The sequence below is a fragment of the Nonomuraea sp. NPDC049655 genome, from assembly GCF_044465465.1.
Taxonomy (GTDB): domain Bacteria; phylum Actinomycetota; class Actinomycetes; order Streptosporangiales; family Streptosporangiaceae; genus Nonomuraea.
In genome coordinates this window covers 275,722-300,170 of the sequence record NZ_JBITLS010000012.1, presented here as the reverse complement: position 1 = coordinate 300,170, position 24,449 = coordinate 275,722, and the positions used below count along the sequence as shown (strand labels likewise).

At 71.9% G+C, this 24,449-nt stretch carries 25 protein-coding genes; 7 read left to right on the top strand and 18 right to left on the bottom strand.

What is annotated here, in order from left to right; all coding sequences use genetic code 11:
- Position 1: 1 nt before the first annotated feature.
- A complete protein-coding gene (locus tag ACIBQ6_RS35280) occupies positions 2-202 on the bottom strand; it encodes an EF-hand domain-containing protein (RefSeq protein ID WP_352324961.1) in 201 nt (66 codons plus the stop codon).
- Positions 203-314: 112 nt separating this feature from the next.
- On the bottom strand, positions 315-1,193 hold the full coding sequence (locus ACIBQ6_RS35275; RefSeq protein ID WP_397217247.1) for a LysR family transcriptional regulator: 879 nt from the start codon (positions 1,191-1,193) through the stop codon (positions 315-317).
- Positions 1,194-1,255: 62 nt separating this feature from the next.
- Between ACIBQ6_RS35275 and ACIBQ6_RS35270 the strand changes: the two genes are divergently transcribed.
- Positions 1,256-2,239, top strand: a complete 984-nt coding sequence (locus ACIBQ6_RS35270; RefSeq protein WP_397217245.1) for an aldo/keto reductase — start codon at positions 1,256-1,258, stop codon at positions 2,237-2,239.
- On the opposite strand, the gene ACIBQ6_RS35265 is transcribed toward ACIBQ6_RS35270, so the two are convergent.
- From ACIBQ6_RS35265 to ACIBQ6_RS35255, 3 genes are all read right to left on the bottom strand, one after another.
- Positions 2,205-3,593 carry an MFS transporter gene (locus ACIBQ6_RS35265; protein ID WP_397217243.1) on the bottom strand — a complete coding sequence of 463 codons (1,389 nt, stop codon included), beginning with the start codon at positions 3,591-3,593 and terminating at the stop codon, positions 2,205-2,207. The genes ACIBQ6_RS35270 and ACIBQ6_RS35265 overlap by 35 nt on opposite strands.
- Positions 3,594-3,687: 94 nt before the next feature.
- Entirely contained in the window at positions 3,688-4,665 is a 978-nt protein-coding gene (locus ACIBQ6_RS35260) for a sigma-70 family RNA polymerase sigma factor (RefSeq protein ID WP_358298830.1), read from the bottom strand.
- Between the two features lie 36 nt (positions 4,666-4,701).
- Positions 4,702-5,109 (bottom strand): SgcJ/EcaC family oxidoreductase, encoded by a 408-nt coding sequence (locus ACIBQ6_RS35255; protein WP_397217241.1) that lies wholly within the window; start codon positions 5,107-5,109, stop codon positions 4,702-4,704.
- Between the two features lie 166 nt (positions 5,110-5,275).
- Here ACIBQ6_RS35255 and ACIBQ6_RS35250 point away from each other — a divergent pair, with 166 nt between their 5' ends.
- Positions 5,276-6,388 carry an NAD(P)/FAD-dependent oxidoreductase gene (locus tag ACIBQ6_RS35250; protein WP_397217239.1) on the top strand — a complete coding sequence of 371 codons (1,113 nt, stop codon included), beginning with the start codon at positions 5,276-5,278 and terminating at the stop codon, positions 6,386-6,388.
- A 13-nt stretch (positions 6,389-6,401) separates the two neighbouring features.
- Here ACIBQ6_RS35250 and ACIBQ6_RS35245 read toward each other — a convergent pair whose 3' ends face one another.
- Complete coding sequence (locus ACIBQ6_RS35245; protein WP_397217237.1) at positions 6,402-6,863, bottom strand: MarR family winged helix-turn-helix transcriptional regulator; 462 nt, start codon at positions 6,861-6,863, stop codon at positions 6,402-6,404.
- A gap of 161 nt (positions 6,864-7,024) precedes the next feature.
- On the opposite strand from ACIBQ6_RS35245, the gene ACIBQ6_RS35240 reads away from it, so the two are divergent.
- Complete coding sequence (locus ACIBQ6_RS35240) at positions 7,025-8,689, top strand: alpha-amylase family protein (RefSeq protein ID WP_397217235.1); 1,665 nt, start codon at positions 7,025-7,027, stop codon at positions 8,687-8,689.
- 113 nt (positions 8,690-8,802) lie between these two features.
- On the opposite strand, the gene ACIBQ6_RS35235 is transcribed toward ACIBQ6_RS35240, so the two are convergent.
- On the bottom strand, positions 8,803-9,396 hold the full coding sequence (locus ACIBQ6_RS35235) for a TetR/AcrR family transcriptional regulator (protein ID WP_397217233.1): 594 nt from the start codon (positions 9,394-9,396) through the stop codon (positions 8,803-8,805).
- Positions 9,397-9,463: 67 nt separating this feature from the next.
- Between ACIBQ6_RS35235 and ACIBQ6_RS35230 the strand changes: the two genes are divergently transcribed.
- Genes ACIBQ6_RS35230 through ACIBQ6_RS35220 form a run of 3 tightly spaced genes read left to right on the top strand, consistent with a single transcriptional unit; the run spans position 9,464 to position 12,746 of the window.
- Positions 9,464-10,186: an SDR family NAD(P)-dependent oxidoreductase gene (locus ACIBQ6_RS35230; protein WP_397217231.1), complete on the top strand. Its 723-nt coding sequence runs from the start codon at positions 9,464-9,466 to the stop codon at positions 10,184-10,186.
- A gap of 9 nt (positions 10,187-10,195) precedes the next feature.
- Entirely contained in the window at positions 10,196-10,969 is a 774-nt protein-coding gene (locus ACIBQ6_RS35225; RefSeq protein ID WP_397217229.1) for an alpha/beta fold hydrolase, read from the top strand.
- A 25-nt stretch (positions 10,970-10,994) separates the two neighbouring features.
- The gene (locus ACIBQ6_RS35220; RefSeq protein ID WP_397217227.1) at positions 10,995-12,746 is read left to right on the top strand and encodes a bifunctional metallophosphatase/5'-nucleotidase; all 1,752 of its coding nucleotides are present in this window, start codon (positions 10,995-10,997) and stop codon (positions 12,744-12,746) included.
- A 41-nt stretch (positions 12,747-12,787) separates the two neighbouring features.
- On the opposite strand, the gene ACIBQ6_RS35215 is transcribed toward ACIBQ6_RS35220, so the two are convergent.
- From ACIBQ6_RS35215 to ACIBQ6_RS35200, 4 genes are all read right to left on the bottom strand, one after another.
- A complete protein-coding gene (locus ACIBQ6_RS35215; protein ID WP_397217225.1) occupies positions 12,788-13,528 on the bottom strand; it encodes a cytochrome d ubiquinol oxidase subunit II in 741 nt (246 codons plus the stop codon).
- Between the two features lie 11 nt (positions 13,529-13,539).
- Complete coding sequence (locus tag ACIBQ6_RS35210; protein ID WP_397217223.1) at positions 13,540-14,790, bottom strand: cytochrome ubiquinol oxidase subunit I; 1,251 nt, start codon at positions 14,788-14,790, stop codon at positions 13,540-13,542.
- 97 nt (positions 14,791-14,887) lie between these two features.
- A complete protein-coding gene (locus tag ACIBQ6_RS35205) occupies positions 14,888-15,556 on the bottom strand; it encodes a response regulator transcription factor (RefSeq protein ID WP_352361586.1) in 669 nt (222 codons plus the stop codon).
- Positions 15,553-16,674: a sensor histidine kinase gene (locus ACIBQ6_RS35200; protein ID WP_397217221.1), complete on the bottom strand. Its 1,122-nt coding sequence runs from the start codon at positions 16,672-16,674 to the stop codon at positions 15,553-15,555. The genes ACIBQ6_RS35205 and ACIBQ6_RS35200 overlap by 4 nt, the downstream gene beginning before the upstream one ends.
- Positions 16,675-16,721: 47 nt before the next feature.
- On the opposite strand from ACIBQ6_RS35200, the gene ACIBQ6_RS35195 reads away from it, so the two are divergent.
- Entirely contained in the window at positions 16,722-16,937 is a 216-nt protein-coding gene (locus ACIBQ6_RS35195; protein ID WP_358000040.1) for a hypothetical protein, read from the top strand.
- Between the two features lie 3 nt (positions 16,938-16,940).
- Here ACIBQ6_RS35195 and ACIBQ6_RS35190 read toward each other — a convergent pair whose 3' ends face one another.
- From ACIBQ6_RS35190 to ACIBQ6_RS35160, 7 genes are all read right to left on the bottom strand, one after another.
- Positions 16,941-17,957 (bottom strand): acyl-CoA desaturase, encoded by a 1,017-nt coding sequence (locus ACIBQ6_RS35190; RefSeq protein ID WP_358298851.1) that lies wholly within the window; start codon positions 17,955-17,957, stop codon positions 16,941-16,943.
- A 172-nt stretch (positions 17,958-18,129) separates the two neighbouring features.
- Entirely contained in the window at positions 18,130-21,042 is a 2,913-nt protein-coding gene (locus ACIBQ6_RS35185) for a BTAD domain-containing putative transcriptional regulator (RefSeq protein ID WP_397217219.1), read from the bottom strand.
- 86 nt (positions 21,043-21,128) lie between these two features.
- The gene (locus ACIBQ6_RS35180) at positions 21,129-21,341 is read right to left on the bottom strand and encodes a hypothetical protein (protein WP_352323140.1); all 213 of its coding nucleotides are present in this window, start codon (positions 21,339-21,341) and stop codon (positions 21,129-21,131) included.
- Between the two features lie 82 nt (positions 21,342-21,423).
- Positions 21,424-21,741: a DUF3140 domain-containing protein gene (locus ACIBQ6_RS35175; RefSeq protein WP_352323139.1), complete on the bottom strand. Its 318-nt coding sequence runs from the start codon at positions 21,739-21,741 to the stop codon at positions 21,424-21,426.
- 29 nt (positions 21,742-21,770) lie between these two features.
- A complete protein-coding gene (locus tag ACIBQ6_RS35170) occupies positions 21,771-22,427 on the bottom strand; it encodes a response regulator transcription factor (protein ID WP_357976348.1) in 657 nt (218 codons plus the stop codon).
- Positions 22,424-23,593 (bottom strand): sensor histidine kinase, encoded by a 1,170-nt coding sequence (locus tag ACIBQ6_RS35165; RefSeq protein WP_397217217.1) that lies wholly within the window; start codon positions 23,591-23,593, stop codon positions 22,424-22,426. The genes ACIBQ6_RS35170 and ACIBQ6_RS35165 overlap by 4 nt, the downstream gene beginning before the upstream one ends.
- A gap of 16 nt (positions 23,594-23,609) precedes the next feature.
- Entirely contained in the window at positions 23,610-24,197 is a 588-nt protein-coding gene (locus tag ACIBQ6_RS35160) for a hypothetical protein (RefSeq protein ID WP_397217215.1), read from the bottom strand.
- Between the last annotated feature and the right edge of the window lie 252 nt (positions 24,198-24,449).

The window sequence follows — 24,449 nt, the reverse complement described above, 5'->3', positions numbered from 1 at the left end:
GTCATTTCTGCAGGAATGCGCCGAACTCGTCCACGTCAATCAGGCCGTCGCCGTCCTTGTCCAGTTTCCGCACGCCTTCCTGGGCCGCGTCCAGCGTGATGGGCTGGCCGAGGATCTCCATCAGGCGGACGAGTTCGACGGCGGAGATGCGGCCGTCCTTGTCGACGTCGATGAGGTCGAAGGTGATGGCGTGGTCGCTCATAGGGGGTGCCTTTCCTGTGTTACCGGTGCGTCGGGTCAGACCTTAGTGGCGACTTCCCGAAACGTGCCGATGAATTCGGGCGTATCGTCGGAAATGCGGGCCTTCCTTTGAGTCAGACCGTGGCGGCGGCCCGTTTCAGGGCCTCGACGAAGGCGGTGACGTGGGGACGGGCGTCGCCGCGGCGCCAGGCGATGGCGAGCCGGCCCGGCTGCAGACCCGTCACCGGGCGGTAGACCATGCCCGGACGCTTGTAGAGCGCCGCGTTCCCCTCGGCCACCAGGACGACGCCCAGCCCGCTGATCACGGCCTCGAACACCTCCTCGGGCGTGTTCGCCGTGACGCCGACGACCGGGTCGTCGTCCCGGGCGTCGCGGGCGAGCCAGAAGTCGCGCAGCGGGCCGGCCGCGGCGGGCAGCGCGATGAACGGCTCGTCCCGCAGCTCGGCGAACGGGACCTCGGCCAGGCCGGCCAGCCGGTGACCGGCCGGCATCGCCACCCCCCGCTCCTCGGTGGCCAGCACGTACGTCTCCAGCCCCGGTGGCACCGGCAGCCAGATGAACGCCACGTCGGAGGAGCCGTCGGCGAGGCCGCCGCTCGGGTCGTCCCAGCCCACGAGCCGGAGCGACACCTCCCATCCGGGCCGGGCCTGCCGGAACAGCCGCAGCGCCTCCTGCTGCAACCCCCGGCCGACGGCCGTCTGCATGCCGATGACCAGCGTCCCGGCGGGGGCGGCGGCGCGGGCCGTCTCCAGGCCGGCGGCCCAGCGTCCGAGCAGGTCGCGGGCCACCGGCAGCAGCGCCGCGCCCTGCCGGGTCAGCGTCACGCCGCCGTGCACGCGTTCCAGCAGCGCGAACCCGAGCTGCCGCTCCAGCATCCTGAGCTGCTTGGACAGGGCCGGCTGCGAGACGAAGAGGCGCTCGGCGGCGCGCGTCACGTTCAGCTCCTCGGCCACCGCGACGAAGTAGCGGAGGTCCCGCAGGTGCACGTCCATAACCGATGGTTATAGCAAAGGGTCTTGGACGCCGGGCGTCCACCGGCGGCACGATCATCGTCATGAAGACACGCGAACTCGGAACACTGCAGGTCCCCGCGCTCGGTTTCGGCGCGATGGTGCTCTCGCCCGGTGTGTACGGCGACATCGACGACACCCGGGCCGAGAAGGCGTTGCGGGCGGCCCTGGACGGCGGCGCCGGCCACATCGACACCAGCGACGCCTACGGCGTGGACGGCCACAACGAGCGCCTGGTCGGCCGCGCGCTCAAGGGACGCCCCCGCGACGAGGTCGTGGTGGCCACCAAGTTCGGCCTGGCGATCCCCGAAGGCGAGCCCAGCCGCCCGTACCCGGTCGGGTACGCCTTCAACGAGCTGCGCGTGAACGCCGACCCGCGCCTGGTCCGCCGCTACGCCGAACGCAGCCTGCGCAACCTGGACACCGACGTGATCGACCTGTACTACCTGCACTACCCGGACCCCGGCGTCCCGGTGGAGGAGACGGTCGGCGCGATGGCGGACCTGGTGCGCGACGGCCTGATCAGGCACATCGGCCTGTCCAACGTGACGGCGGCCCAGCTCAGGGCCGCGCACGCGGTCCATCCGGTGACGGCCGTGCAGAACGAGTGGTCGATGTGGCGGCCGGTGGAGCCGGACCTGCTGGCCGCGGCCCGCGAGCTCGGCGTCGGCCTGGTGGCCTGGAGCCCGCTGGGCAACGGCTTCCTGACCGGCACGGTCCAGCGGCTGGAGGAAGGCGACTTCCGCCACAACGCGCCCCGGTTCTCGGCGGAGAACCTGGCCGGCAACAACGACAGGTACGCCCCCATCCGCACCCTGGCCACCAACCTCGGCATCACCCCCGCCCAGCTGGCCCTGGCGTGGCTGCTGCACCAGGACGAGCACGTCGTGGCGATCCCGGGCAGCCGCACCCCCGCCCACATCGAGGAGAACCTGGCCGCCGCCGACCTCACCCTGCACCCGGACACCCTGACCAGGATCGACGAGGCGCTGGTCAGGTTCGACGTGTCCGGCGGCACCCTCCTGTGAACGCCGGGCCGCCGCCCCCCAGCGTCGCCCGGACGGCGCACAGGGCCGCGCCCACGAGCAGGACGGCGACCGCGCCGACGACCCGCAGCAGCCCGTCGGCCGAGGACGGCGCGGCGAAGTAGACGCTGCCGAGCCCGGCGACGGCTGTCACCCCGGCCAGCACCGGCCCGGTGGCGTTCAGCGCCGAGATCGCCGACGCCAGCCGCGGCTCGACCAGCGTGGTGACGCGCGCGATCAGCGGGCTGTACCCGGCGGCGTGCCCGGCCCCGGCCAGCAGCAGCAGCGGGACGGCCACGACCGGCCGCCACTCGTCCCGGCACAGCAGCGCCAGCAGGCCCGCCCCCGCCGCGAAGGCGACCGGACCCGCGACCGGCAGGACCCGCTGCAGTCCCCGCGGATACCGGGTCCAGCTCAGGCTGAGCGCGCCGAATCCCAGCGCGTACGGGACGAAGGCCAGCCCCGCCCACAGCGGCGAGTACCCCAGCGCGGTCTGGAGGTGCAGCGTGAGGGTGAGCAGGAAGACGGTGTAGCAGCCCATGACGATCCAGCACGCCGCCAGCCCCGGCCTCACCCCGCGCGGCCGTACCGAGGCCAGGTCGAGCAGCGGGTGCCGGGCCCTGGTCTCGTGCCGGACGAACACCACCGACAGCGCGGCGCCGCAGGCCAGCGAAATCCACATCCAGAGCGGCCGGCCGAGGTCGCGGCCGAAGATGAGCGGGACGGTGATCGCGGCCATGGCCGCGGTCAGGATCGCCACGCCGCCCGGGTCGAGGCGCGCCCGCGCGGTAACGGGCGAGGGCGGCAGCAGGCGCGGCCCCACGGCCAGCGCGATCACGCCGATCGGGATGTTGATCAGGAACACCGGCCGCCAGGACAGGCCCAGGAGGTCGGCGCTGACGACCAGCCCGCCGACGACCTGCCCCAGCGCGACGCCCAGGGCGAGCACCATGCTGTACAGGCCGATCGCCCGGCGGCGGGCGTCGCCCTGCCAGTGCGTCTGGATGAGCGCGAAGATCTGCGGGGTGAGCAGCGCCGCCCCGGCGGCCTGCGCGACGCGCGCGAGCACCAGCACGCCCACGTCGGGGGCCAGCCCGCACAGCAGCGAGGCGGCGGTGAACCAGCCCAGCCCGAACAGGAACGCGCGCCGCTGCCCGACGAGGTCGCCGATGCGCGCGCAGGTGACCAGGAGCACGCCGACGGTCAGCAGGTAGCCCGACACGACGAGCTGGATCGCCGTGCCGCCGGCGTGGAGGTCCTGGCGGATGGTCTGCGCGGCGACCGACACGATCGAGCCGTCCATGGAGGCCATGACCTGACCGGTGAGCAGCACGGCGAGCATCGGGCCACGGCGCACGCCGGTCACCAGGGTAGAAACGGGTGAAATCACCCGCCCAGCATCGGCCGTCCGCCCCTGCCCGGTCTTGAAGAAACTTGCGGGCCCGCCGGGCTCATCGGGGCGCGTCGAAACCGGCCGCCAGACCGAAGGCCGCGAAGATCTCGGCCCCCTGGAACACCGAGTTCCGGCTGATGCCCTCGGCGGTGACGGTGAAGATCTGCAGCGTGTGGGGCTCGTACCGGTCGCCGGCGCGCCGGAAGGCGCCGAACCCCGGCTGGCCGTTGGCCGTGACCGCCGCCAGCCGCCAGTCGGTGCCGGCCGCCTCGAAGACCCAGTCCATGAACAGGCCGTAGTTGCCGCGCCCGGCGAACCAGTTGAGCATCGGCGGCATCTCCATGACGACGTCCTCGGTGAGCAGCCGTTTGAGCTCCTCGACGTCGGCGTGCTCGAAGGCGCGCATGTAGCGGTCGACCCAGGCGCGCTGCTCGGCCAGCGGCGGCTCGCCGAGCGGTTCGCGCCGGACGCCGGCCTCCTTCACCCGGGCGCGCGCCCGCTGCAGGGAGCTGTTCACCGACACGACGGTGGTGCCGAGGATCTCCGCCGACTCCGACGCGGAGAAGCTCAGCACGTCCCGAAGGATCAGCGCGCCGCGCTGGCGCGCCGACAGGTGTTGCAGGGCGGCGGCGAACGCCAGGCGCAGGCCGCTGCGCTCGACCACGGCGCCGGCCGGGTCGCCGGCGTCCAGCATCGAGTCCGGCAGGGGCTGGAGCCAGGCCAGGTTCTCCCCCTGGACGAGCGGCGCCAGCGGGTCGGACGCGGCCACCAGCCCCGACGGCAGCGGCCGGCGCCCCCGCACCTCCAGGGCCGTCAGGCAGGCGTTGGTCGCGATCCGGTAGAGCCAGGTGCGCAGGGAGCTGCGGGTGCCGTCGTACTGCTCCCGCGCCCGCCACGCCCGCAGGTACGTCTCCTGGACCAGGTCCTCGGCGTCGTGGGGTGAGCCGAGCATCCGGTAGCAGTACGCCAGCAGCTCCTTGCGGAACGGCTCGATCCGGCGATCGAAGCCCTCTTGTCCCGGCGTCACCGCGTCCACGCCCTTGCCCTGCCTTCCGCCTGCCTTACGGGTACGTCAGCCTGCCACGACGGCCGGGCTGTTGTGGTAGGCCGCGAGCAGCCAGGCGCCGTCCCGCTTCTCCAGCACCCAGGTCGCGTACACCATACGCTCGGCGGGGACCTCGGTCTCGCCGGGGAAGAGGACGCCGGTCTGGCTCACCGCGATCGCGGCGCTCTCGCCCAGGAAACGGATGCTCTCCAGCCGGTCGGCGGTCGTGCTGCCCTTGAGGTAGGACGCGAAGCCCTCGGCCATCTTCCCGCGCACCTCCTCCCTCGACCGGCGCACGCTGCCGGGCAGGATCGAGGTGGCGTCCTCGGTGTAGTCGGTGACGAAGGCGTCGGCGTCGCCGTCGGCCCATGCCTGGTAGAGGCGCTCAAGGACGCTCTTGATGGCGGCCACGTCGTGCTCTCGGGTCTCGGTCATGGCTCTCTCTCCTCATCGCTGATGACAGGTTCACGGATACGTACCGGCGGGGCCGCCGGAACTCATCGCGCCGGGGCGGAGAACTTCTGGGCAGTTGCGGTTCGGGTTACGAACTATTATGGTTCGTAATACGAACAAGCTGTGGTTCCGACGGGAGATGTGCACCATGAGCCGTACTGTGGCGATCATCGGTGGTGGTTACGGCGGCGCGGCGGCCGCCAAGGCGCTGGACGAGCACGCGGACGTCGTGCTCATCGAGCCCAAGGACGCCTTCGTCCAGAACGCCGCGTCCATGCGGGCCCTTGCCCGGCCGGAATGGGCCGGGAAGATGTTCTTCCCCTACGACCGGTTGATGGAACGTGGCCGGATCGTCAGGGAGCGGGCGGTCTCGGTGGATTCGCGGGGTGTGCTGCTGGCGTCCGGGGAACGGGTGGAGGCCGACTACCTCGTGCTGGCCACCGGGTCGGTGTACCCCTTCCCGTTCAAGTTCGAGGACGACCTGGCCGGGCAGGCGCGGGAGCGCATCCACGCCGTCCACGAGGAGCTGGCGGGGGCCGGGCGGGTGCTGATCGCCGGGGCCGGGCCGGTCGGGCTGGAGCTGGCCGGGGAGATCAAGGTCGTGTGGCCGGACAAGCGGGTCACGATCGTCGATCCCGGCACGGAGCTGCTGCCGGCGTTCGAGCCGCAGGTGCGCGCCGACCTGCGCAGGCAGCTCGCCGAGCTGGGGGTGGAGCTGCTGCTCGGCACCACACTGGACGCCGAGCCGCCCGCCGGGCCGGGGCGGGCCGGGCCGTTCACCGTCGGGTCCACGGCGGGGGAGCTGTCGGCCGACATCTGGTTCCGCGCGTACGGCGTGCGCGTCCGGACCGGCTACCTCGATGGCGACCTCGGCGACGCGCGCACGCCCCGCGGCCACGTACGGGTGACCGAACGGCTCAACGTCGAGGGCCACGAGCACGTCTACGCGATCGGCGACATCACCGACCTGGCCGAGGCCAAGATGGCCGGGAACGCGATGCAGCACGCCGAGGTCGTGGCCGCGAACATCATCGCCCAGCTGCGCGGCGAGCGGCCCTCGTCGGTGTACCGGCCCTCGCCGCTGCCGTTCGTGCTGCTGCCGCTGGGGGCCGAAGGGGGCGTCGGCCAGCTGCCCTCGCCCGAGGGGCCGATCGTGCTGCCGGCCGAGTCGGTGGCCGACTACAAGGGCCGGGACCTGTTCACCGGACGGTTCGCTGAGCTGTTCGGGGTCGCCGGCGAGCCGGCGCCGGCCGGGGTGTGACCGCGGGCGGCGGTCAGGGGGTGTCGGCGCGCTCGATGAAGACCGTGGGGGCGTTGTTGTCCCGCACCAGGCGGGAGAGCAGATCGGCGAGCGTGGCGCGCTCGGCCTCGTCGAGCCCCGACGGAAGCTCGTCGATGCGCCGGCACGCCTCGGTGTAGAAGTCGTCGGCGAGCTTGGCGCCCTCCTCGGTCAGCGTGACCTGGACGGCGCGCCGGTCGGCGGGGTTGGGCTCGCGGCGCACCATGCCGCGCTGCGCGGTGCGGTCGACCAGCTCGGTGAGGCTCGACTTGGCCAGGCGCAACATCGCGCCCAGCTCGCTCATCCCGTACGGCTGGGCCATCAGCACGCACAGGAGCTGGCCCTGCTGGGAGGTCAGCCCGTACGCGCGGGCGGACTCGGCGTAGACGGCGTTGACCAGGAAGGTCGAGCGCACCAGGGCGGAGACGACTCCCAGCTGCTCCTCGGGCTTGGCCATGAGATCAGATTACCATCAGTTCGGCCCCCGAACTATTCGCGTGGGATCCGCACGGCTGCTCGGGTTCGGCGATGCCCCGGTAGCCCGAGGTCACGAGATTAGAACCGGACGCAAACCACCAAAAGGACATTTCTTCTGGCCGGGTGGGTAGCAGCCCCGCCATGCGACTGACGTACACCTCCGACGTCTGGTGGAAGAACGCCGTCGTGTACTGCCTGGACGTGGAGACGTTCAAGGACGGTAACGGCGACGGTGTGGGCGACTTCCGCGGCTTGACCCAGCAGATCGACTACCTCGCGGGTCTCGGCGTGACCTGCCTCTGGTTGATGCCGTTCTTCCCCACCCCCAACCGGGACGACGGTTACGACATCACCGACTTCTACAGCATCGACCCCCGGCTGGGGACCCTGGGCGACTTCGTGGAGTTCATGCGGACCGCCAACGACCGGGGCCTGCGGGTGATCGCGGACCTGGTCGTCAACCACACCTCGGACCAGCACCCCTGGTTCAAGGAGTCGCGCAAGAGCAAGGACTCGCCGATGCGCGACTGGTACGTCTGGTCCGACACCCCCGAGCCCGACGACCCGAAGCAGGTGGTCTTCCCCGACAAGGAGGACTCCATCTGGCAGTACGACAAAGGCAGCGGCCAGTACTACCTGCACAGCTTCTACCGTCACCAGCCGGACCTGAACGTCGGCAACCCCGAGGTCAGGGACGAGATCACCCGCATCCTCGGCTTCTGGATGGAGCTCGGCCTGTCGGGCTTCCGGGTGGACGCGGTGCCGTTCCTCATCGAGAACGTCAACCCCAAGCTGGCCAACCCGCACGAGTTCCTGGCCGACCTGCGGGCCTTCATGACCAGGCGCAAGGGCGGCTCGATCCTGCTGGGCGAGGTCAACCTGCCCTACAAGGAGTTACTGCGGTACTTCGGTGAAGGGCTCGGTGACCAGATCACCATGTGCTTCGACTTCATCGGCATGCAGAACAGCTGGCTCTCCTTCGCCCGTAACAACGCCCGACCCCTGATGGACGCCCTGCAGGAACGCCCCCGGGCCCCCAAGGACTGTCAATGGGCGATGTTCCTCCGCAACCACGACGAACTGACCCTCGACAAGCTCACCGACGAGGAACGCCAGGAGATCTTCGAGGCGTTCGGCCCCCGTAAGGACATGCAGATCTTCGGCCGCGGGCTGCGGCGGCGGCTGCCCACGATGTTCGGCGGCGACCTGCGGCGCATCAAGATGGCCTACAGCCTGCTGTTCTCCCTTCCCGGCACCCCCGTGATCTTCTACGGCGAGGAGATCGGCATGGGGGAGAACCTGGACGAAGAGGGGCGGATGGCCGTCCGCATCCCCATGCAGTGGTCCGAGGACGGCGGCTTCAGCCAGAAGGAGGAGACGGTCCGCGAGATCCCCGAGGGCTCGTTCGCGCCCGACCGGGTCAACGTGGCCGACCAGAAACGCGACACCGACTCGCTGCTGCGCTGGTTCCAGCTCCTCATCGAGCGGTACCGCGAATGCCCTGAGCTGGCCTGGGGGCAGTACACGGTGCTGGACACCGGCGACGACGCGATCTTCTCGCACCGCTGCGACGCCGACGGCGCGACGGTCGTGGTCGCCCACAACCTGTGCGACACGGCCAGGGACGTCGAACTGCGGCTGGACGGCCTGGAGAACTGCGACCTCACGGACCTGCTGGTGGACGGCACGATCAAGGTGTCGGCCGACGGCACGGCCAAGCTCGCGCTGGGACCGCACGGCTGCCGCTGGCTGCGCGCCTCGCCCCCCGAACTGCCCCCGGAGGACGCGGGCGTCATGTCGCAATAAATCGGACGGCCAAGCATTCCAGGCGTTTGTAAGCCGCGCGGCCGCGCGGGTCAGGTTTTGTGCGCCGGGCGGCCGTGCGGCTTTCGGGCGGCCGTGCGGCTTTCGCGCGGCCGTCAGCGCGGGGGCGGCGGGTAGGCCGCCATGGCGAGTTCGGCGACCCCCAGCAGGCCGGCGTAGGAGGCGCCGTCGCGGGACTGCGTGGACATGCCCTGGATCACCGACGCGAAGAAGGTGGCCAGGGCTTCCGTGTCGGTGCCGGGGGCCAGCCGGCCGGCCGCCACGTCGTCGTCCACGCGCTTCCTGATCGCCGCCTTCGCCGCCTCCCTGAACCCGCGCAGCAACTCCGCCACGTCGGCGGACTCCGGCCCGCAGTTGACCGCGGCGCTGATGATCAGACAGCCGGGCGGGTGGTCCGCGTTCGTGTACTCGGCGGCCGACTCGCGCAACACGCGTTCGACGGCTTGGCGGCCGGTGGGCTCCTCGGCGAGCGCCCTGGTGGTGAACGCGCCGTGGGTGAGCTGGTAGCGGCGCACCGCCTCCTCGAACAGCCGTCGTTTGTCGCCGAAGGCCGCGTACAGGCTGGGGGGCCTGATGCCCATGGCGGCGGTCAGCGCCGCGATCGAGGTCGCCTCGTAGCCGTGCTCCCAGAACGCGCGCAGCGCGCTCTCCAGTGCCGCGTCCCTGTCGAATGCCCGCTGCCTCGCCATGCGCTCATTCTATAGCGATCGCTATGTTATGGTTTCTGTATCGATCGCTAAAGAAAGGATTCGAGCGATGAGGACTGCCCTGGTGACGGGCGCCGGCAGGGGCATCGGCCGGGCCATCGCGCTGCGCCTGGCCAAGGACGGGTTCCGCGTGATCGTGAACTACGCCAGGGACGCCGCCGCGGCCGAGGAGGTCGTCGGGCTGATCGGGGCGAACGCCGTGGCCGTGCGGGCCGACCTGGGCGTGCCCGAGGAGGTCGAGCGGCTCGCCCGCCGGGTGGCCGAGGAGACCGACGTGCTCGACGTGCTGGTCAACAACGCCGGCATCGGCCTGTCCAAGCCGCTCGCGCAGGAGACGGAGGAGGGCTACGACCGGCTGTTCGCGGTCAACGTCAAGGGCCCGTTCTTCCTCACCCGGCAGGTGCTGCCGCTGATCCCCGACGGCGGCCGCATCGTGAACATCACCTCCGGCGCGGCCCGCATCGCCTATCCCGAGGGCATCGCGTACGCGATGACCAAGGGCGCGGTCCAGGTGTTCACGCTGGCCCTGGCCAAGGAGCTGGGGCCGCGCGGCATCACGGTCAACAACGTCGCGCCCGGCATCATCGACACCGACGTCAACGCGGGCTGGCTGAGCGACCCCGGGGCCCGCGCGTACGCGGCGAGCAGGCACGCGCTCAACCGCATCGGCGAGCCCGGCGAGATCGCGGACGTGGTCGCGTTCGCCGCCTCGCCCGCGGCGAGCTTCATCACCGGCACCACCCTCGACGCCACCGGCGGCGGAAACCTCTAGGAGACCCCCATGCCCACAGTCGTCCACGACGGCGGACACGTGCACTTCAACCGGGCGGGCAGCGGCCCCGGCCTGGTCATGGTGCACGGCACCGGCGGCGACGCCGTCAGCAACTACGGCCACCTCGTCCAGAACTTCACCGACATCCGCACGGTGATCACCCCCGACTACGCCGGCAGCGGCGAGACCGCCGACCCCGGCGGCGACCTCACCCTCGACCTGCTGATCGAGCAGGTCGCGGCGACCTTCCCCGAGGGCGGCCCGTCCGACCTGGTCGGCTTCTCGCTGGGCGCGGTGGTGGCGGCGGGGGTCGCCGCCCGGCATCCCGAGCTGGTCGGGCGGCTGGTGCTCATCGCCGGCTGGACGCACGCCGGCGACCCCCGGCTCCGGCTCGGCCTGCGCACCTGGGCCCGGCTGGCGGCCACCGACCCCGAGAGCTTCGCGGCGTACGCCCCGCTGGTCGGCTTCAGCCCGGCCTTCGTGAGCGGCCAGGGCGAGGACGGCCTGAAGGCCATGATGGCCGGCGACCCGCCCCCCGGCACGGTACGCCAGATCGAGCTGGACCTCAGGACCGACATCAGGGACCTGCTCCCGAGCATCACCGCGCCCACGCTGGTGATCGGCTGCACGCAGGACCACCTCGTCCCGGTCGGGCACGCCCGCGCCCTGCACGCCGCGTTGCCCGGCAGCCGTTACGCCGAGCTGGACAGCGGGCATGTGGTGCTACACGAACGTCCCGAAGAGGTGACAGCCTTGATCCGCGATTTCGTAACCAACGAGTAATTTGTCCTGGTTACCCTCCAGGCACATGCAGACCAAGAAGCTCGCCGCCACAGGGGCCGCCGCGCTGACCGCGCTGGCCCTGGTGGCGCTCCCGGCCCACGCGAGCGGGGACAAGAGCGTCACCGTCACCGTGATGGGGACGTCGGACATCCACAGCAACGCCCTCAACTGGGACTACTTCAAGGACGCCGCCTACGCCGACAAGCAGGGCAACACCATCGGCCTGGCCCAGGTGTCGTCGCTGGTCAACAAGGTCAGGGCCGAGCGCGGGGCGGACCACACGCTGCTGTTCGACTCGGGTGACACGATCCAGGGCACGCCCCTGGCCTACTACTACGCCAAGGTCGAGCCGATCACCGAGACCGGGCAGACCCACCCGATGGCCAAGGCCATGAACGCCATCGGCTACGACGCCGTCACCCTCGGGAACCACGAGTTCAACTACGGTCTGCCGCTGCTGGCCACCTGGATCAGGCAGATGCGGGCGCCGGTGCTGGGCGCCAACGCCGTGCACGCCGGGAGCGGGCTGCCGGCGTACCGGCCGTTCGTGATCAAGACCATGAAGGTCAAGGGCGACAAGCCGATCAAGGTCGGCGTGCTCGGCCTGACCAACCCCGGCGTGGCCATCTGGGACAAGGCGAACGTCGAGGGCAAGCTGCGCTTCACCGACCTGGTCGAGTCGGCCAGGAAGTGGGTGCCGGTCATCCGCGGCCTCGGCGCGGACGTGGTCGTGGTGACCGCGCACGCGGGCGACAGCGGCATGTCCTCCTACGGCACCGACCTGCCCGTGGAGAACGCCTCGGCGATGGTCGCCGAGCAGGTGCCGGGCATCGACGCGGTGCTGTTCGGGCACGCGCACAACGAGGTCGCCCAGCGCTTCGTGACCAACAAGAGCACCGGGCAGCAGGTGCTGCTCACCGAGCCGGGCAAGTGGGGCCAGCGCCTGTCGCGGCTCGACTTCACCCTCACCAAGCAGCGCGGGAAGTGGGTCGTGACCGGCAAGAGCTCGGCCACGCTCAACACCAACACGGTGACGGAGGACCCGAAGATCGTCTCGCTGCTCAAGCCGCAGCACGACACCACGGTGGGCTACGTCAACAAGGTCGTCGCCAAGTCGGCCGAGGAGCTGTCGGCGGCCGAGTCGCCGTACAAGGACACGCCGATCCTCGACTACATCCAGCAGGTGCAGACCGAGACGGTGAAGGCCGCCCTGCCGGGCAACACGCTGCCGGTGTTGTCGATCGCCGCGCCGTTCAGCCGCACCGCCGTCTTCCCCGCCGGTGACGTGCGGGTCAGGGACGTGGCCGGGCTCTACGTCTACGACAACACGCTGCTGGCGATCAAGCTGACCGGCGCCCAGATCAAGGACTACCTGGAGTACTCGGCCCGGTACTTCAACCAGCTCAACCCGGGCGACCCGGTGGACGTCACCAAGCTGACCAACGCCGGCAACACCCCGGACTACAACTACGACCAGCTCTCGGGCGTCTCCTACGACATCGACGTGGCCAAGCCCGCCGGGCAGCGCGTCGCCAACCTCACCTTCGAGGGCGCGCCAATCCCGGCCGGCAAGGAGTTCGTGGTCGCGATCAACAACTACCGCCAGTCGGGCGGCGGCGGCTTCCCGCACGTCACCACCGCTCCCGTGCTGTACAACGCGCAGGTGGAGATCCGCCAGGCGCTGATCGAGTACGCCACCGCCAAGGGCACGATCAACCCCGCCGACTTCGCCTCCGCCAACTGGCGGCTGACCCGCGACGGCGCTCCGCTGTTCTGACCCGACGCCAGGCGGGTGCTCCACCAGGGTCACCCGCCTGGTCACAGGTACGACGGCCCGCTGACCCGGTGCCGGAACGTCCACCACACCCACCCCTGCGAGGCCACCAGCAGCGGGATCAGGACGAGGATCACCGGCGTCAGCAGCGCCCCCGACGACCCCGCCACCAGCGGCAGCCGCAGCCCGGCCAGCACCCCCACCACCAGCAGCGCACCGGCCGTCAGCGCGTACGTGCGGCCCTCGCCCGCCTCGCCGGACAACACCCCGGCCCGCTCCCGCAACGGTCCGCGCAGCCGCAGCGCCGCGAACGCCAGCCCGTGCACCGCGAACAGCGCCGCCACCACCAGCGCGGCCAGCAGCACGAGCGGCCCCTGGATGCCGAGCAGCACCTCGGCGAGCAGCAGCCCCCAGCTCAGCGCCAGCCCCCAGCTCCCGGCCACGATCCCGCCGTCCCAGAACGCCTGCCAGCGCGCGCCGGGCACCCGCCCGCGCAGCCACAGGCCCATGTCCCTGACCACCCACGAGACGAGCAGCGCGACGACCACCGCGTAGTTGCCGCTCAGGAGATGGCCCTCCAGGTCGGGGAAGAGCCCCGCGAGCACTCCGGCCGAGGCCACCAGCCACACCTCGTTGCCGAGGAAGAACGGCGCGATCGCGGCGATCACCTCGCGCCGCTCGCCCGCCGACCGCCCGAGGTAGGGCAGCGCCATGCCGACCCCGATGTCGGCCCCGCCCAGCACGAGGTAGCCGAGGGCGAAGAAGGCCAGGACGAAGATCTCCATGATCGGCTCCTTCAGAACGCGGGGACGGGGACGGGGGTCTCGGCCGGAAGGGCGCCGAGCGCGACCGCGCCGGGCCCGCGCCTGGCCGCCCGGGCCAGCAGCCAGTAGTTGACCGCGATCAGCACCGTGAACACCGACACGAACGCCGTCAGCGACAGCCGCATCTCGCCCGCCGTCACCGGCGACATGGCCTCGGACGTGCGCAGCAGCCCGTAGACCACCCACGGCTGACGCCCCACCTCGCGGAAGGTCCACCCGGCGAGCATGGTGACGAACGGCACGGGGATCATCAGCGTCAGCAGCCAGTGCCAGGCCCGGAAGCCGCGCACGACGGGCCGGAAGAACATCAGCAGCAGGCTCAGCCCCGCCACGACGGTCATCACCACCCAGAGGATCATCATCGTGATGCCGGCCCCCTGCACCCAGCCGGTCGGCGGCAGGTAGTCGCCCGGCCCGAACCTGGCCGTCATGTCCGCCTGCACGGCGGCCAGCCGCTCGGCCTGGCCCGTCCAGGCCGCCGCCTTGGACGGCTGGAGGGTCTGGAACCCGAGCCCGCCGAACGTCACCGTGAAGAACGAGGCCGGCAGCGCGACGCCGACGCCGATCCGCAGCGACTTCCGGAACAGGTCGTGCTCGGCCGTGCGTCTGCGCAGGTGGTAGGCGCTCACCCCGGCCATGAAGAACCCGCCGACGATCATCGCGCCGCCGATGACGTGCCCGAACGCGATCTGCGCGGCCGGGTTGGCGATCATCGCCCCGAAGTCGGTCAGCCGCAGCCTTGCGCCCTCGACGGCGTGGCCGACCGGGTTCTGCAGGAAGCCGTTGGAGATCATGATCCAGAACGCCGACGCGTACGCGGTGAGCGTGACGACCCAGATCAGCGCCAGGTGCGCCCAGCGGTTCAGCCGGTTCCAGCCGAAGATCCACAGGCCCAGGAACGTGGCCTCGACGAAGAAGGCCACCAGCGTCTCGATCGCCAGCGAGGCGCCGAAGACGTTGCCCGCGTAGTCGGTCAGCCCGCTCCACGACAGCCCGAGCTGGAACTCCATGACCAGCCCGGTGACGATGCCCATGGCGTAGTTGATGATGTAGAGCTGCCCCCAGAACCTCGTCATCCGCAGGTGGACGGGGTCGCCGCTGAAGGTGGCCCGGGTCTGGACGACGGCCACCAGCGTCGCCAGGCCGAGCGTCAGCGCGACGAAGAGGAAGTGCGCGCCCGCGGTGAACGCGAACTGCAGCCGGGCGAGGTCGACGGTGTCCATGCCGAGAGCTTGGCGTCACGGCCTGCTCCGCCGCGTCATGCTCCGGTCTGCAATCCGGCGTACAACCCCGGGCCGAAGATCACTAAAGTCGTACGACTCAGGTTGTAAGCCAGCCCGGCGTGATCATCCCGGCCTCGTAGGCGACCACCACGAGCTGGGCCCTGTCGCGCACGCCGAGCTTGGTCATGATGCGGCTGACGTGCGTCTTCGCCGTGGCGGGGCTGAGCACGAGCCGGGCGGCGATCTCGTCGTTGGACAGCCCGGCCGCCACCAGGCCCATGACCTCCCGCTCGCGCTCGGTGAGCGCGTTGAGCTCGGGGCCCGGCTCCGGCCGCTTGACCCGGCCGGCGAACTCCGCGATCAGCCGCCGCGTCACCGACGGCGAGATCAGCGCGTCGCCCCTGGCCACGACCCGGACCGCGTGGATCAGCTCGGCCGGCTCGGTGTCCTTGACCAGGAACCCGCCCGCGCCCGCGCGCAGCGCGCCGTAGACGTAGTCGTCCAGGTCGAAGGTGGTCAGGATGATGACCTTGACGCCGTCGAGCCGCGGGTCGCCGGCGATGCGCCGGGTGGCCTCCAGGCCGTCGAGCTCGGGCATGCGGATGTCCATGAGCACCACGTCGGGCCGGTGCTCGTGGGCGCCCGCCACGGCCGCCGCGCCGGTGCCGGCCTCGCCGACGACCTCGATGTCGTCCTCGTCGGAGAGTATCGACCGGAATCCGGCGCGGACCAGGGTCTGGTCGTCGGCGAGCAGTACGCGGATCATCGGACTCCGTTCAGTGGCAGGCGGGCGACGACGCGGAAGCCGCCCTCGGGGCGCGGGCCGGCCTCCAGGTCGCCGCCGAGCGCGGCGGCGCGCTCGCGCATGCCCTGCAGGCCGAAGCCGCTGCCTTCGGTGTACGTGGCGCCCGGGCCGTCGTCCTCGACCCGGATCAGGATGTTCCCTGAGGAGTTGCTGACCGAGAGGGTGGCCTTCGTCGTGCCGGAGTGGCGGGCGACGTTGGTCAGCGACTCCCTGATGATGCGGGCGGCGGCCAGGTCGACCTCGGTCGGCACGGCGTCCAGGAGCCCGGACGGCTCGACGGCCACCTCCAGCCCCGACGCCGCGACCAGGTCCGGCAGCCGCGCCAGGCTGTCCGCGGGCCTGGTCGGGGCGTCCTCGTCCACCTGGCGCAGCACCCCCAGCGTGGTGCGCAGCTCGCGCAGCGTCTCCTTGCTGGTCTCCTTGATGGTCCGCAGCGCGGCCTCGGCCTTCTCGGGACGCCTGGCCAGCCCGTGCAGCGCGGCCGACGCCTGCACGTTGATCATGGAGATGTTGTGCCCGAGCACGTCGTGCAGCTCCCTGGCGATGCGCAGCCGTTCCTCGCTCTCGCGCCGCCTGGCCTCCTCCTCCTTGGAGTGCTCGGCGTCCAGCGCGCGCCGCTGCGCCTCCAGCAGGTACGCCCGGCGGTTCCTGGTGACCCCGCCGAACGCGATGGCGGCCACCACCCAGCCGGTGATCGCGCCGAACGTGCCGTCGTCCACGTGCCTGGACCCGTGGGACTCGCCGAACCCCATCGCCAGCAGCACGGCGGCCCCGGTGGCGATCGCGGCGGCCAGCCGTCCCTGGTCGGCGGCGGTGTAGAGGGCCACGAACACCAGCACGACCAGCGGCCCGTCGAACCGGGCGAGCGGATAGTAGGCGGACACCGCCACGACGACCACGATCAGCGACGTGACGGGAAGGCGCCGCCGCAACAGCAGCGCGCCGCACGACACGATCGGCAGCACCACGTCCAGCGCGCCGGCGGGCTGCTCGCTCCTGAGCCCGGCGAGCAGGGTGCCGGCGAGCACGACGGCGACGACCACGAGGGACACCGTGCTGCTCGCCGACAATCTAGGCATGTGCTCTATTTTGTATGGTCGTGCGAGTGATGGGGTAGTTGACCGAGATGAGTACCAAGGATGAGCTCCGGCAGGTCGAAGAGGACCTGGCCCGGCTGAAGGCGGAGAACCAGGACGTGCGCGACCAGGTGGGCACCATGGGCGCGACCGACCAGATCGAGACCGCCGCCATGATCGCCCAGGCCGACGAGCAGTCCGAGCTGATCGCCGACCTCGAACGACGCCGTGCCGATCTGGAGAGGCGGGTCGAGGAGGAGGGCTGAGGCTCAGCGGCGCAGCGGAGCGCCCACCTCGTGCAGGTGGCGCAGGGCCTGGCCGTAGGAGGCGACGAGCCCGGTCTGCAGGTAGCTGACGCCGACCTCGGCGCAGTAGCTCTCGACGATGGGCTGCGCCTTGCGCAGGTTGGGCGCGGGCATGTTCGGGAACAGGTGGTGCTCGATCTGGTAGTTGAGCTGGCCGAGCGCCACGTCGGTGAACAGGCCGCCCCTGACGTTGCGGGAGGTCAGCACCTGCTTGCGGAGGAAGTCCAGCTTGTCGTCCTTGGTCAGGACGGGCATGCCCTTGTGGTTGGGCGCGAACGTGGAGCCCAGGTAGAGGCCGAACAGCCCCTGATGCACGGCCAGGAACACCAGCGCCTTGCCGAACGGCAGCACGGCGAAGACCGCGCCGAAGTAGAGCACGAAGTGGGTGGTCAGCAGCGCCAGCTCCGCCCACGGCCGCTTGGCCGCCGGCGCGAGCAGCGCCTTGAAGCTGGCGATGTGCAGGTGCCAGGCCTCAAGGGTGAGCAGCGGGAAGAACAGGAACGCCTGGTACCTCGCGACGGCCCGCGCCAGGCCCGCGCTCCGCGTCACCTGGTCGTCCGACCAGACGATCACCGCGGGGGAGACGTCCGGGTCGTGGTCCTCGTGGTTGGGGTTGGCGTGGTGGCGGTTGTGCTTGCTGGTCCACCATCCCCAGCCCAGGCCGATGCCGAGGTTCCCCAGCAGCAGACCGGTCACGTCGCTCGGCCGCCGCTTCCTGAACACCTGGCGGTGGCCCAGGTCGTGGGAGACGAAGCCGATCTGCGCGAAGACCACGGCCAGCGCGACCGCGACGAGCAGTTGCCACCACGAGTCGCCCACCCAGGCGAACAACGCCCAGCAGCCGAGGTACGCGGCGACCACGATGGTCAGCCGCACCGCGTAATAGACCGGACGCCGGTCGAGGAGACCGGCGTCAGAGATTCGGCGGGCTAGTCGGGCGAAGTCACTGCCCCGGGTGTCGACCACACTTGGACTGGCCACAGATCTCCTCACATTGCGGTGGAAAGTTGCCACAACCCTGGCGTATCCGCCGCGAAACCGGAAGGTGTTCCATGCTCGTCCGGGGAGCGGCGGAGAAGGGGTTCGTCGTCGGTTTCCGTGGCCTCTTCCCCGACCATATGGCCCGGCGGCGCATGCCGCGTACGCGACGGGCTCAGCCGAGCATGGACATTGCGTGCCGCTCCGGGGCCGGCAGCGCCGCTCCGCTGGTCAGAGCCTCGCGGAAGGCGTCGGCGCCGAGGGCGGAGCGGCACCGTCCGACCAGGGCCACCACGGCGGGGTCGGCGGAGTCGGCGACGCCGCGCAGCGCGCGGGCCGCGCCCAGCAGCTCGGCCGCCGGCCGGGGCGGCAGGTGCTCGGCGACGCCTTCCAGCACGGTCGCGCGGGCCGTCCGGTCGCCGCAGGTCTCCATCAGCTCCAGCGCCGTGCGCAGCGGCGGGCCGGGCTCCGTCACGCGAGCCAGCTCGACCTGCATGAACGCCCTGAACTGCGCGGGCCCGTCCCCGCTGCCGAGGGCCAGCGCGCGGTCGAGCAGCCGGGCCGCCGCCGACCGGTCGCCGGTGCGCCGGGCCAGCTCGGCGCGGGCGTGCAGGACCCTGGCCTGGGTCACCGCGTCCTCGGCCCGCAGCGCCGACCGCCATGCCTGCGCCAGCGTGGTCGCGGCCCCCTCGTGGTCGCCCGCCCGCGCCTTGAGCTGCCCGAGCCGGAGCAGGAACGTCATCGGGCCGAACGGCGCGTCCAGCCCCGACAGCTCCGCGGCCAGGCGTCCCGGCTCCTCGGCACGGGCGAGCGCGGCGGCGAAGTCGCCCCCGTTCTCGGCGACCAGCGACAACCAGTAGAGGCAGGCCCACTGGCCCCAGCGGTCGCCGGTGCGGCGGAAGCCGTCGAGCGCCGGGCCGAGCAGGTCCTGCGCGCCGGCGACCGGGCCGTACTCGAACCGGACGATGCCGCCGACCAGCAGCGCGGCCGAGCGCGTCCACAGGTCGGGGGAGTCGCGCAGGCGCTCGACGACGTCCTCGGTGAGCTCGACGACGTCGGCGGGCGGGCGTTGCGCGCCGCTCATGGCCCAGAAGTTCAGCGCGGCGGGATGGTCGGAGTCGAGCACCGCCGGGGTCGGCTCGCCGCCCGTGAGCACCCGGCACAGCCCGTGCGCCAGCTCGCGTCCCGGCGGCGGCACGTCACCGACCCGGCGCAGCACGGCCGCCGCCCGCTCGCTCATCTCGCGCCGCCGTCCGCGCATGATCCAGGGCCAGAACCGGGGCAGGATCAGCCTGAGCGGGTCGTCGGAGTGGCGCAGCGCGGCGTCGAGGTTGTCCTGCTCGGCGTCCAGCACCTCCAGCCAGACGAGCTGCTCGCCGGTACGCAGGAGCGGATCGGCGGTCTCGGCCAACCGGGTGTAGTAGCGGGCGTGGGCCTGCCGGAGGGCGGGCAGGTCGGCGGCGGCGTACTGCCTGATGGTGGCCAGCATCGAGTAGCGGTCGCCGGAGACCGAGACGAGCGACTTGTCCACGAGCGAGGCGAGATCGTCCGGGTCGCCGCCGCACACCTCCGCGACGGCCTCGTACGTCGCGCCGCCGGAGAAGACCGTCAGCCCGCGCAGCAGCTCGCGCTCGGGCGCCGACAGCAGGTTCCAGCTCCAGTCGATGACGTCGCGCAACGTGCGATGGCGCGGCTCGGACGTCCGCCCTCCGCGGAAGGCCAGCCGGTCGCCGAGCTGCCGGACCAGCACGGACACCGGCATCGTGCGCAGCCGCGCGGCGGCCAGCTCGATCGCCAGCGGGATGCCGTCGAGCTCCCGGCAGATGCGCCCGGCGTCGGCCGCGCTCACCTCCAGGCCGGGCCTGGCCGCCGCGGCCCGCGCCAGGAACAGCTCCGCGGCCTCGGGCAGCGGCAGGACGGGATGCAGCACCTCGCCGGGGATGTCGAGCGGCTCCCTGCTGGTGGCCAGGACGCGCAGCCCGGCGACCTCCGACAGCAGCCACCGCGCGACCGTGGCGGCCTCCTCCACGACGTGCTCGCAGTTGTCCAGCACGATGAGCGGCGACGTGCCGCGCAGCGCCCGGACCACGTCGGTCGTCCGCAGCACGCTCTCGACCGCGGCCCGCACCCCCGTGGCGGAGGCCAGCTCGACCAGCCACACGCCGTCGGGCACGTCGAGACCGCGGGCCGCCTCCAGCGCCAGGCGGGTCTTGCCCACGCCGCCGGGGCCGACCAGCGTGACCAGCCGCTCGTCCCGGCCGCCCAGCAGGGCGTGCAGCCGGGCGACGTCGCCGGTGCGGCCGACGAAACCGGTCAGCCGGGCGGGCAGGTTGCCCCTCGGCGCGGGAGCAGGGTCGCGCAACGCCGCCATGTGGGCCGCGCGCAGCTCGGGGCCGGGATCGACGCCCAGCTCGTCGGCCAGGTCGGCCCTGATCCGCTCGAAGACCTCCAGCGCCTCGCCGCGCCGCCCGCGCGCCACCAGCGCCCGCATGAGCAGGGCGTGGAACGGCTCGCGCAGCCGGTGCGCCGCGACCAGCTCCTCCAGCTCGGCCACGCCCCCCGGCCCGCCGTCCTGTCCGCCTCGCGCCTGCTCGGACGCGGGCTCGGACGCGGGCTCGGGACCGAGGGCGGAGGCGGCCTCGGCGGTCAGGTCGGCGGTGATCGCGGCGGCCAGGGCCGTGAGGCGCAGTTCCTCCAGCCGGGCCGCGGGCGCGGCGGCGAAGGCCAGCCCGGCCGCGTCCGCCAGCGCGGGCCCGCGCCACAACGCCAGCGCGCCGCGCGGGTCGCCGGCCCGCACCAGCCGCTCGAACGCCGAGGCGTCCACCTCGCCGGGCGGCACGTCCAGCAGGTAGCCGGCCGGGTGCGAGGAGATCAGCCCAGGCGCCTGCCTGCGGGCCCGCGACACCAGCGACTGGAGCGCCGCGGCCGGATGGGCGGGCGGCTCGCCGGGCCACAGGTCGTCGATCAGCCGGTCGGCGGTCACCACCCGGCCCGGGTCGAGCGCCAGACGGACGAGCAGGGCCCGCACCCGGGCGCCGCCGATCTCGGCCCCAGCCACCTGGAGCGGCCCCAGGACCCCGATCCGCATGCCTCCACCGTACGGGCATGCGGCCATGCCGGGTTCCCGGCGGGCCGCCCGCCTTCACCCGGTTCGAGCAGCCCGGCGCAGTGAGCTCAGCTCTCCGAGAGCCGGTCGAAGAGGGTGAGCGCCGCCTGGCGCACCTCCTCCGGGGTCAACCCGTCGAGGGCCTGCCGCGCGTCGGCGATGTCACGCGTCGTGGCCAAGGTGATGGCCACGGACGAGGCCGCGGCACGGTCGATCGATCCCGTCGGGGCGGCGTCGGCCAGCTGCTGGGCGCTCGCGGCGAGGTCGAGGTTGTCTCTCAACGGATCTCCTCGGACGAAGTCGGCTTCGCACATTTCATCACTTTGCGTCGCCCCACATCCACCATTTGTTGAATTCGAGGCGTTATGCCCTGAGCGGGTCGTGGCCGACGGACATCAGCTCGCGCCGCGAGTCGTCGTCCGTCCGGTCGCCCATGGTCTCGACCAGCTCGACGACCTGGCGCATCACGTCCAGGTCGGCCTTGGTCAGGTCGCCCTTCCGCTTGCTCAGGACGTGCAGCACGCCCCTGCCCAGCTCGTCGATGCCCATGTCGGGGTCGGGAGGGAAGCCCTCCTCGTCCGAGGCGTCGGCGAGCAGGTAGCCGCGCAGCTCCTCTGAGTTCATGTTGACCGCCCGGTGGAACTCGTTCCAGAGCGTGTCCGTGTCGAAACCCTCAGTCATATGGGCCGCCTACCCGCCCGACCCTCGCGTTACGCCCCGGGAACGGTCAGCCCCGACTCGTAGGCCGCGATCACCGCCTGCACCCGGTCGCGCAGCCCCAGTTTGCTCAGCACGTTGCTGACGTGCGTCTTCACGGTGTGCTCGCTGACCACCATGGCCTCGGCGATCTCCGCGTTGGACAGGCCGCGCGCGATCAGCTGCAACGTCTCGCGCTCCCTGGCGGTCAGCGACTCCAGCGTGTGCGCGGGGGCGGCGGTCGTCGCGGGGCGGGAGGTGAACTCGGCGATCAGCCGCCTGGTCACCGTGGGCGCGAGCAGCGACTCGCCCGCGGCCACGACGCGCACCGCGGTCACCAGGTCGTCCCGCCGCACGTCCTTCAGCAGGAACCCGCTCGCGCCCGCGCGCAGCGCGTCGAACACGTAGTCGTCCAGGTCGAACGTGGTCAGCATCAGCACCCGGCAGGCGGTCTCGGCGCACACGATCCTGGCCGCCTCGATGCCGTCCATCCTGGGCATGCGGATGTCGAGCAGCAGCACGTCCGGCTCGTGGGCCCGTACGGCGGCCACGGCCTCGACCCCGTCGCCCGCCTCGGCCACCACCGAGATGTCGGGCTGGGCGTCGAGGATCATCGCGAACCCGCCCCTGACCAGCTCCTGGTCGTCGGCCACCACGACGCGCACGCTCATCGGCCGGCCCCCAGCGGCAGTCGCGCCGACACCGCGAAGCCGGGCACGTCCGCGCGCGGGCCGGCGGTCGCGCTGCCGCCGCAGGCCGCGGCGCGTTCGCGCATGCCGATCAGGCCGTTGCCGCCCGAGGGCAGCGCGGGGCCGCCGCCGCGCCCGTTGTCCGTGACGTCGATCATCAGGTGGTCGTCCTCCCAGGTGAGCCGGATCTCGGCGCGGTCGGCGCCGGAGTGCTTGACGATGTTGGTGAGCGCTTCCTGCGTGATCCGGTAGGCGGCCAGCGCGCTGTCGGGGCCGATCGGGCGGGGCTCGCCGGACTCGGCGAAGCGCACGTCCAGGCCGGTGCCCGCCACCTGGCCGGCCAGCGCGGGCAGGTCCGCGAGGGTCGGCTGCGGCGTCCGCGGCGCCTGCGGCTCGTCCTCCTTCAGTACGCCGAGCATGCGGCGCAGCTGCACCATCGCGTCCCGGCCCGCGGCGGCGATGGCGTCGAAGGCGGCCTCGGCCCTGGCCGGGTTGCTGCGCACCACGACGGGCCCCGCCTCGGCCTGGACCACCATGAGGCTGACCGCGTGGGCCAGGATGTCGTGCATGTCGCGGGCGATCCTGGCCCGCTCGCGTTCGGCCGCGCGCTCGGCTTCCAACTGACGCTCCCTTTCGAGCCGGGCCGCGCGCTCGGCCAGCTCGGCGGCGTGGGCGCGGGAGGTGGCCGCCGCGCGGCCGATGGCGTAGGCGGCGGTGAACAGGGCGACCCCGCGCATCGCGGTCTCCCACGAGCCGACGGAGGACAGCCCGCCGACGAGGGTCACGACGAGCATGACGACCCTGGGCAGGCGGGGTGAGTACGCGGCGACCGTGTAGAAGGCGACCAGGGCGCCGTACCAGATGGGCTGGCGGGCGACGTTGTCGGCGAAGTCGTAGAGCGCGCCCACGACCAGGCTGGCGATCAGCATGGTCACCGGCCACCGGCGCCGCCAGACGACGGGGAGCGAGGCGCCGATCGCGATCACGTACCCCCACCAGTCCCATCTGCCGCCCTGCGGGTCATGGCTGGAGACCAGCGGCCAGACCTGGACGAGGGCGATCAACAGGGCGAGCGCCCCGTCCACCCAGAGGTGGGGGAGCGCTCGAAGCCGGCGACGGAAGACGTCGACAAGCGTCAGATCGGACACGGGGTCCCATTCTTCCTCACGCATGGACGAGCACGGGCCGGGCGCCGGCCGGGGCCTGGCGGCGGGCCAGCGGCCAGAACGACACCAGCATGCACACGGCGCCGAGCGGGATCAGGTCCTTCTCCAGGATCGGGATGGCGAAGTCGAGCATGACCAGGACGGGGGTCCAGAGCTTGACCTGCCGCCGCGCGGCGAGCTGGACGACCAGGGCCAGCTGGGCGACGTAGAACAGGAGCGGGCCGGCGGCGTAGACCGCGAGCGACACCCCCGGAACCGCCTGGACCTGGTCGAACAGCGGGGACATCGCGTCGTGGTCGGCGGCCATGAACCCGACGACGATGTCGATCACGAACTGCGCGGCCGCGCAGGCGATGCCCACCAGGCCGACCACGAGGCTGGTGGTGGCGATGCGGTTGCGGCCCAACATCCGCCACATTTCCCGAAATATCACGATGAACAGGGCAAGAGCGGCAAGGAAGGCGAGATGGCCGGCCGTCCAGGCCAACCCCGGCCCTCGGCTCCCGTCCAGGCCGTCGACGATCCGGATCACGCCGTACGACAGGACGAGCAGCGGGGCGGCCACGAAGGCGGCGCGGGTGTTCATCGGGGGTTCTCCTCAAGGGGCGGGGCGATGCACTTATCCTGCGGTTTTCCGCTCCGGATGTGATCGCCGGGACGGGCGATCCCGCGCCTCGCTCTCAAGAGGGATGCCCCTCGCTCCCACGCCCCACAAGCCTGCCGATCGCGCCCACATGCCTGCCGACCGTGCCCAGACGCCGGCCGACCGTGCCCCACATGACGGCCGACAACGGGAGTCGGCTTGACAACCGATATTGTCGGTGCGATCGTCGGCCGC

What these genes read in the sequence shown, in the direction of transcription:
- ACIBQ6_RS35210 (WP_397217223.1), bottom strand. Translation starts at nt 14,790, where the DNA reads ATGGACACCGTCGACCTCGCCCGGCTGCAGTTCGCGTTCACCGCGGGC.
- ACIBQ6_RS35240 (WP_397217235.1), top strand. Translation starts at nt 7,025, where the DNA reads ATGCGACTGACGTACACCTCCGACGTCTGGTGGAAGAACGCCGTCGTG.
- ACIBQ6_RS35235 (WP_397217233.1), bottom strand. Translation starts at nt 9,396, where the DNA reads ATGGCGAGGCAGCGGGCATTCGACAGGGACGCGGCACTGGAGAGCGCG.
- ACIBQ6_RS35205 (WP_352361586.1), bottom strand. Translation starts at nt 15,556, where the DNA reads ATGATCCGCGTACTGCTCGCCGACGACCAGACCCTGGTCCGCGCCGGA.
- ACIBQ6_RS35220 (WP_397217227.1), top strand. Translation starts at nt 10,995, where the DNA reads ATGCAGACCAAGAAGCTCGCCGCCACAGGGGCCGCCGCGCTGACCGCG.
- ACIBQ6_RS35230 (WP_397217231.1), top strand. Translation starts at nt 9,464, where the DNA reads ATGAGGACTGCCCTGGTGACGGGCGCCGGCAGGGGCATCGGCCGGGCC.
- ACIBQ6_RS35255 (WP_397217241.1), bottom strand. Translation starts at nt 5,109, where the DNA reads ATGACCGAGACCCGAGAGCACGACGTGGCCGCCATCAAGAGCGTCCTT.
- ACIBQ6_RS35200 (WP_397217221.1), bottom strand. Translation starts at nt 16,674, where the DNA reads ATGCCTAGATTGTCGGCGAGCAGCACGGTGTCCCTCGTGGTCGTCGCC.
- ACIBQ6_RS35175 (WP_352323139.1), bottom strand. Translation starts at nt 21,741, where the DNA reads ATGACTGAGGGTTTCGACACGGACACGCTCTGGAACGAGTTCCACCGG.
- ACIBQ6_RS35250 (WP_397217239.1), top strand. Translation starts at nt 5,276, where the DNA reads ATGAGCCGTACTGTGGCGATCATCGGTGGTGGTTACGGCGGCGCGGCG.
- ACIBQ6_RS35185 (WP_397217219.1), bottom strand. Translation starts at nt 21,042, where the DNA reads ATGCGGATCGGGGTCCTGGGGCCGCTCCAGGTGGCTGGGGCCGAGATC.
- ACIBQ6_RS35195 (WP_358000040.1), top strand. Translation starts at nt 16,722, where the DNA reads ATGAGTACCAAGGATGAGCTCCGGCAGGTCGAAGAGGACCTGGCCCGG.
- ACIBQ6_RS35215 (WP_397217225.1), bottom strand. Translation starts at nt 13,528, where the DNA reads ATGGAGATCTTCGTCCTGGCCTTCTTCGCCCTCGGCTACCTCGTGCTG.
- ACIBQ6_RS35170 (WP_357976348.1), bottom strand. Translation starts at nt 22,427, where the DNA reads ATGAGCGTGCGCGTCGTGGTGGCCGACGACCAGGAGCTGGTCAGGGGC.
- ACIBQ6_RS35275 (WP_397217247.1), bottom strand. Translation starts at nt 1,193, where the DNA reads ATGGACGTGCACCTGCGGGACCTCCGCTACTTCGTCGCGGTGGCCGAG.
- ACIBQ6_RS35280 (WP_352324961.1), bottom strand. Translation starts at nt 202, where the DNA reads ATGAGCGACCACGCCATCACCTTCGACCTCATCGACGTCGACAAGGAC.
- ACIBQ6_RS35225 (WP_397217229.1), top strand. Translation starts at nt 10,196, where the DNA reads ATGCCCACAGTCGTCCACGACGGCGGACACGTGCACTTCAACCGGGCG.
- ACIBQ6_RS35245 (WP_397217237.1), bottom strand. Translation starts at nt 6,863, where the DNA reads ATGGCCAAGCCCGAGGAGCAGCTGGGAGTCGTCTCCGCCCTGGTGCGC.
- ACIBQ6_RS35160 (WP_397217215.1), bottom strand. Translation starts at nt 24,197, where the DNA reads ATGAACACCCGCGCCGCCTTCGTGGCCGCCCCGCTGCTCGTCCTGTCG.
- ACIBQ6_RS35270 (WP_397217245.1), top strand. Translation starts at nt 1,256, where the DNA reads ATGAAGACACGCGAACTCGGAACACTGCAGGTCCCCGCGCTCGGTTTC.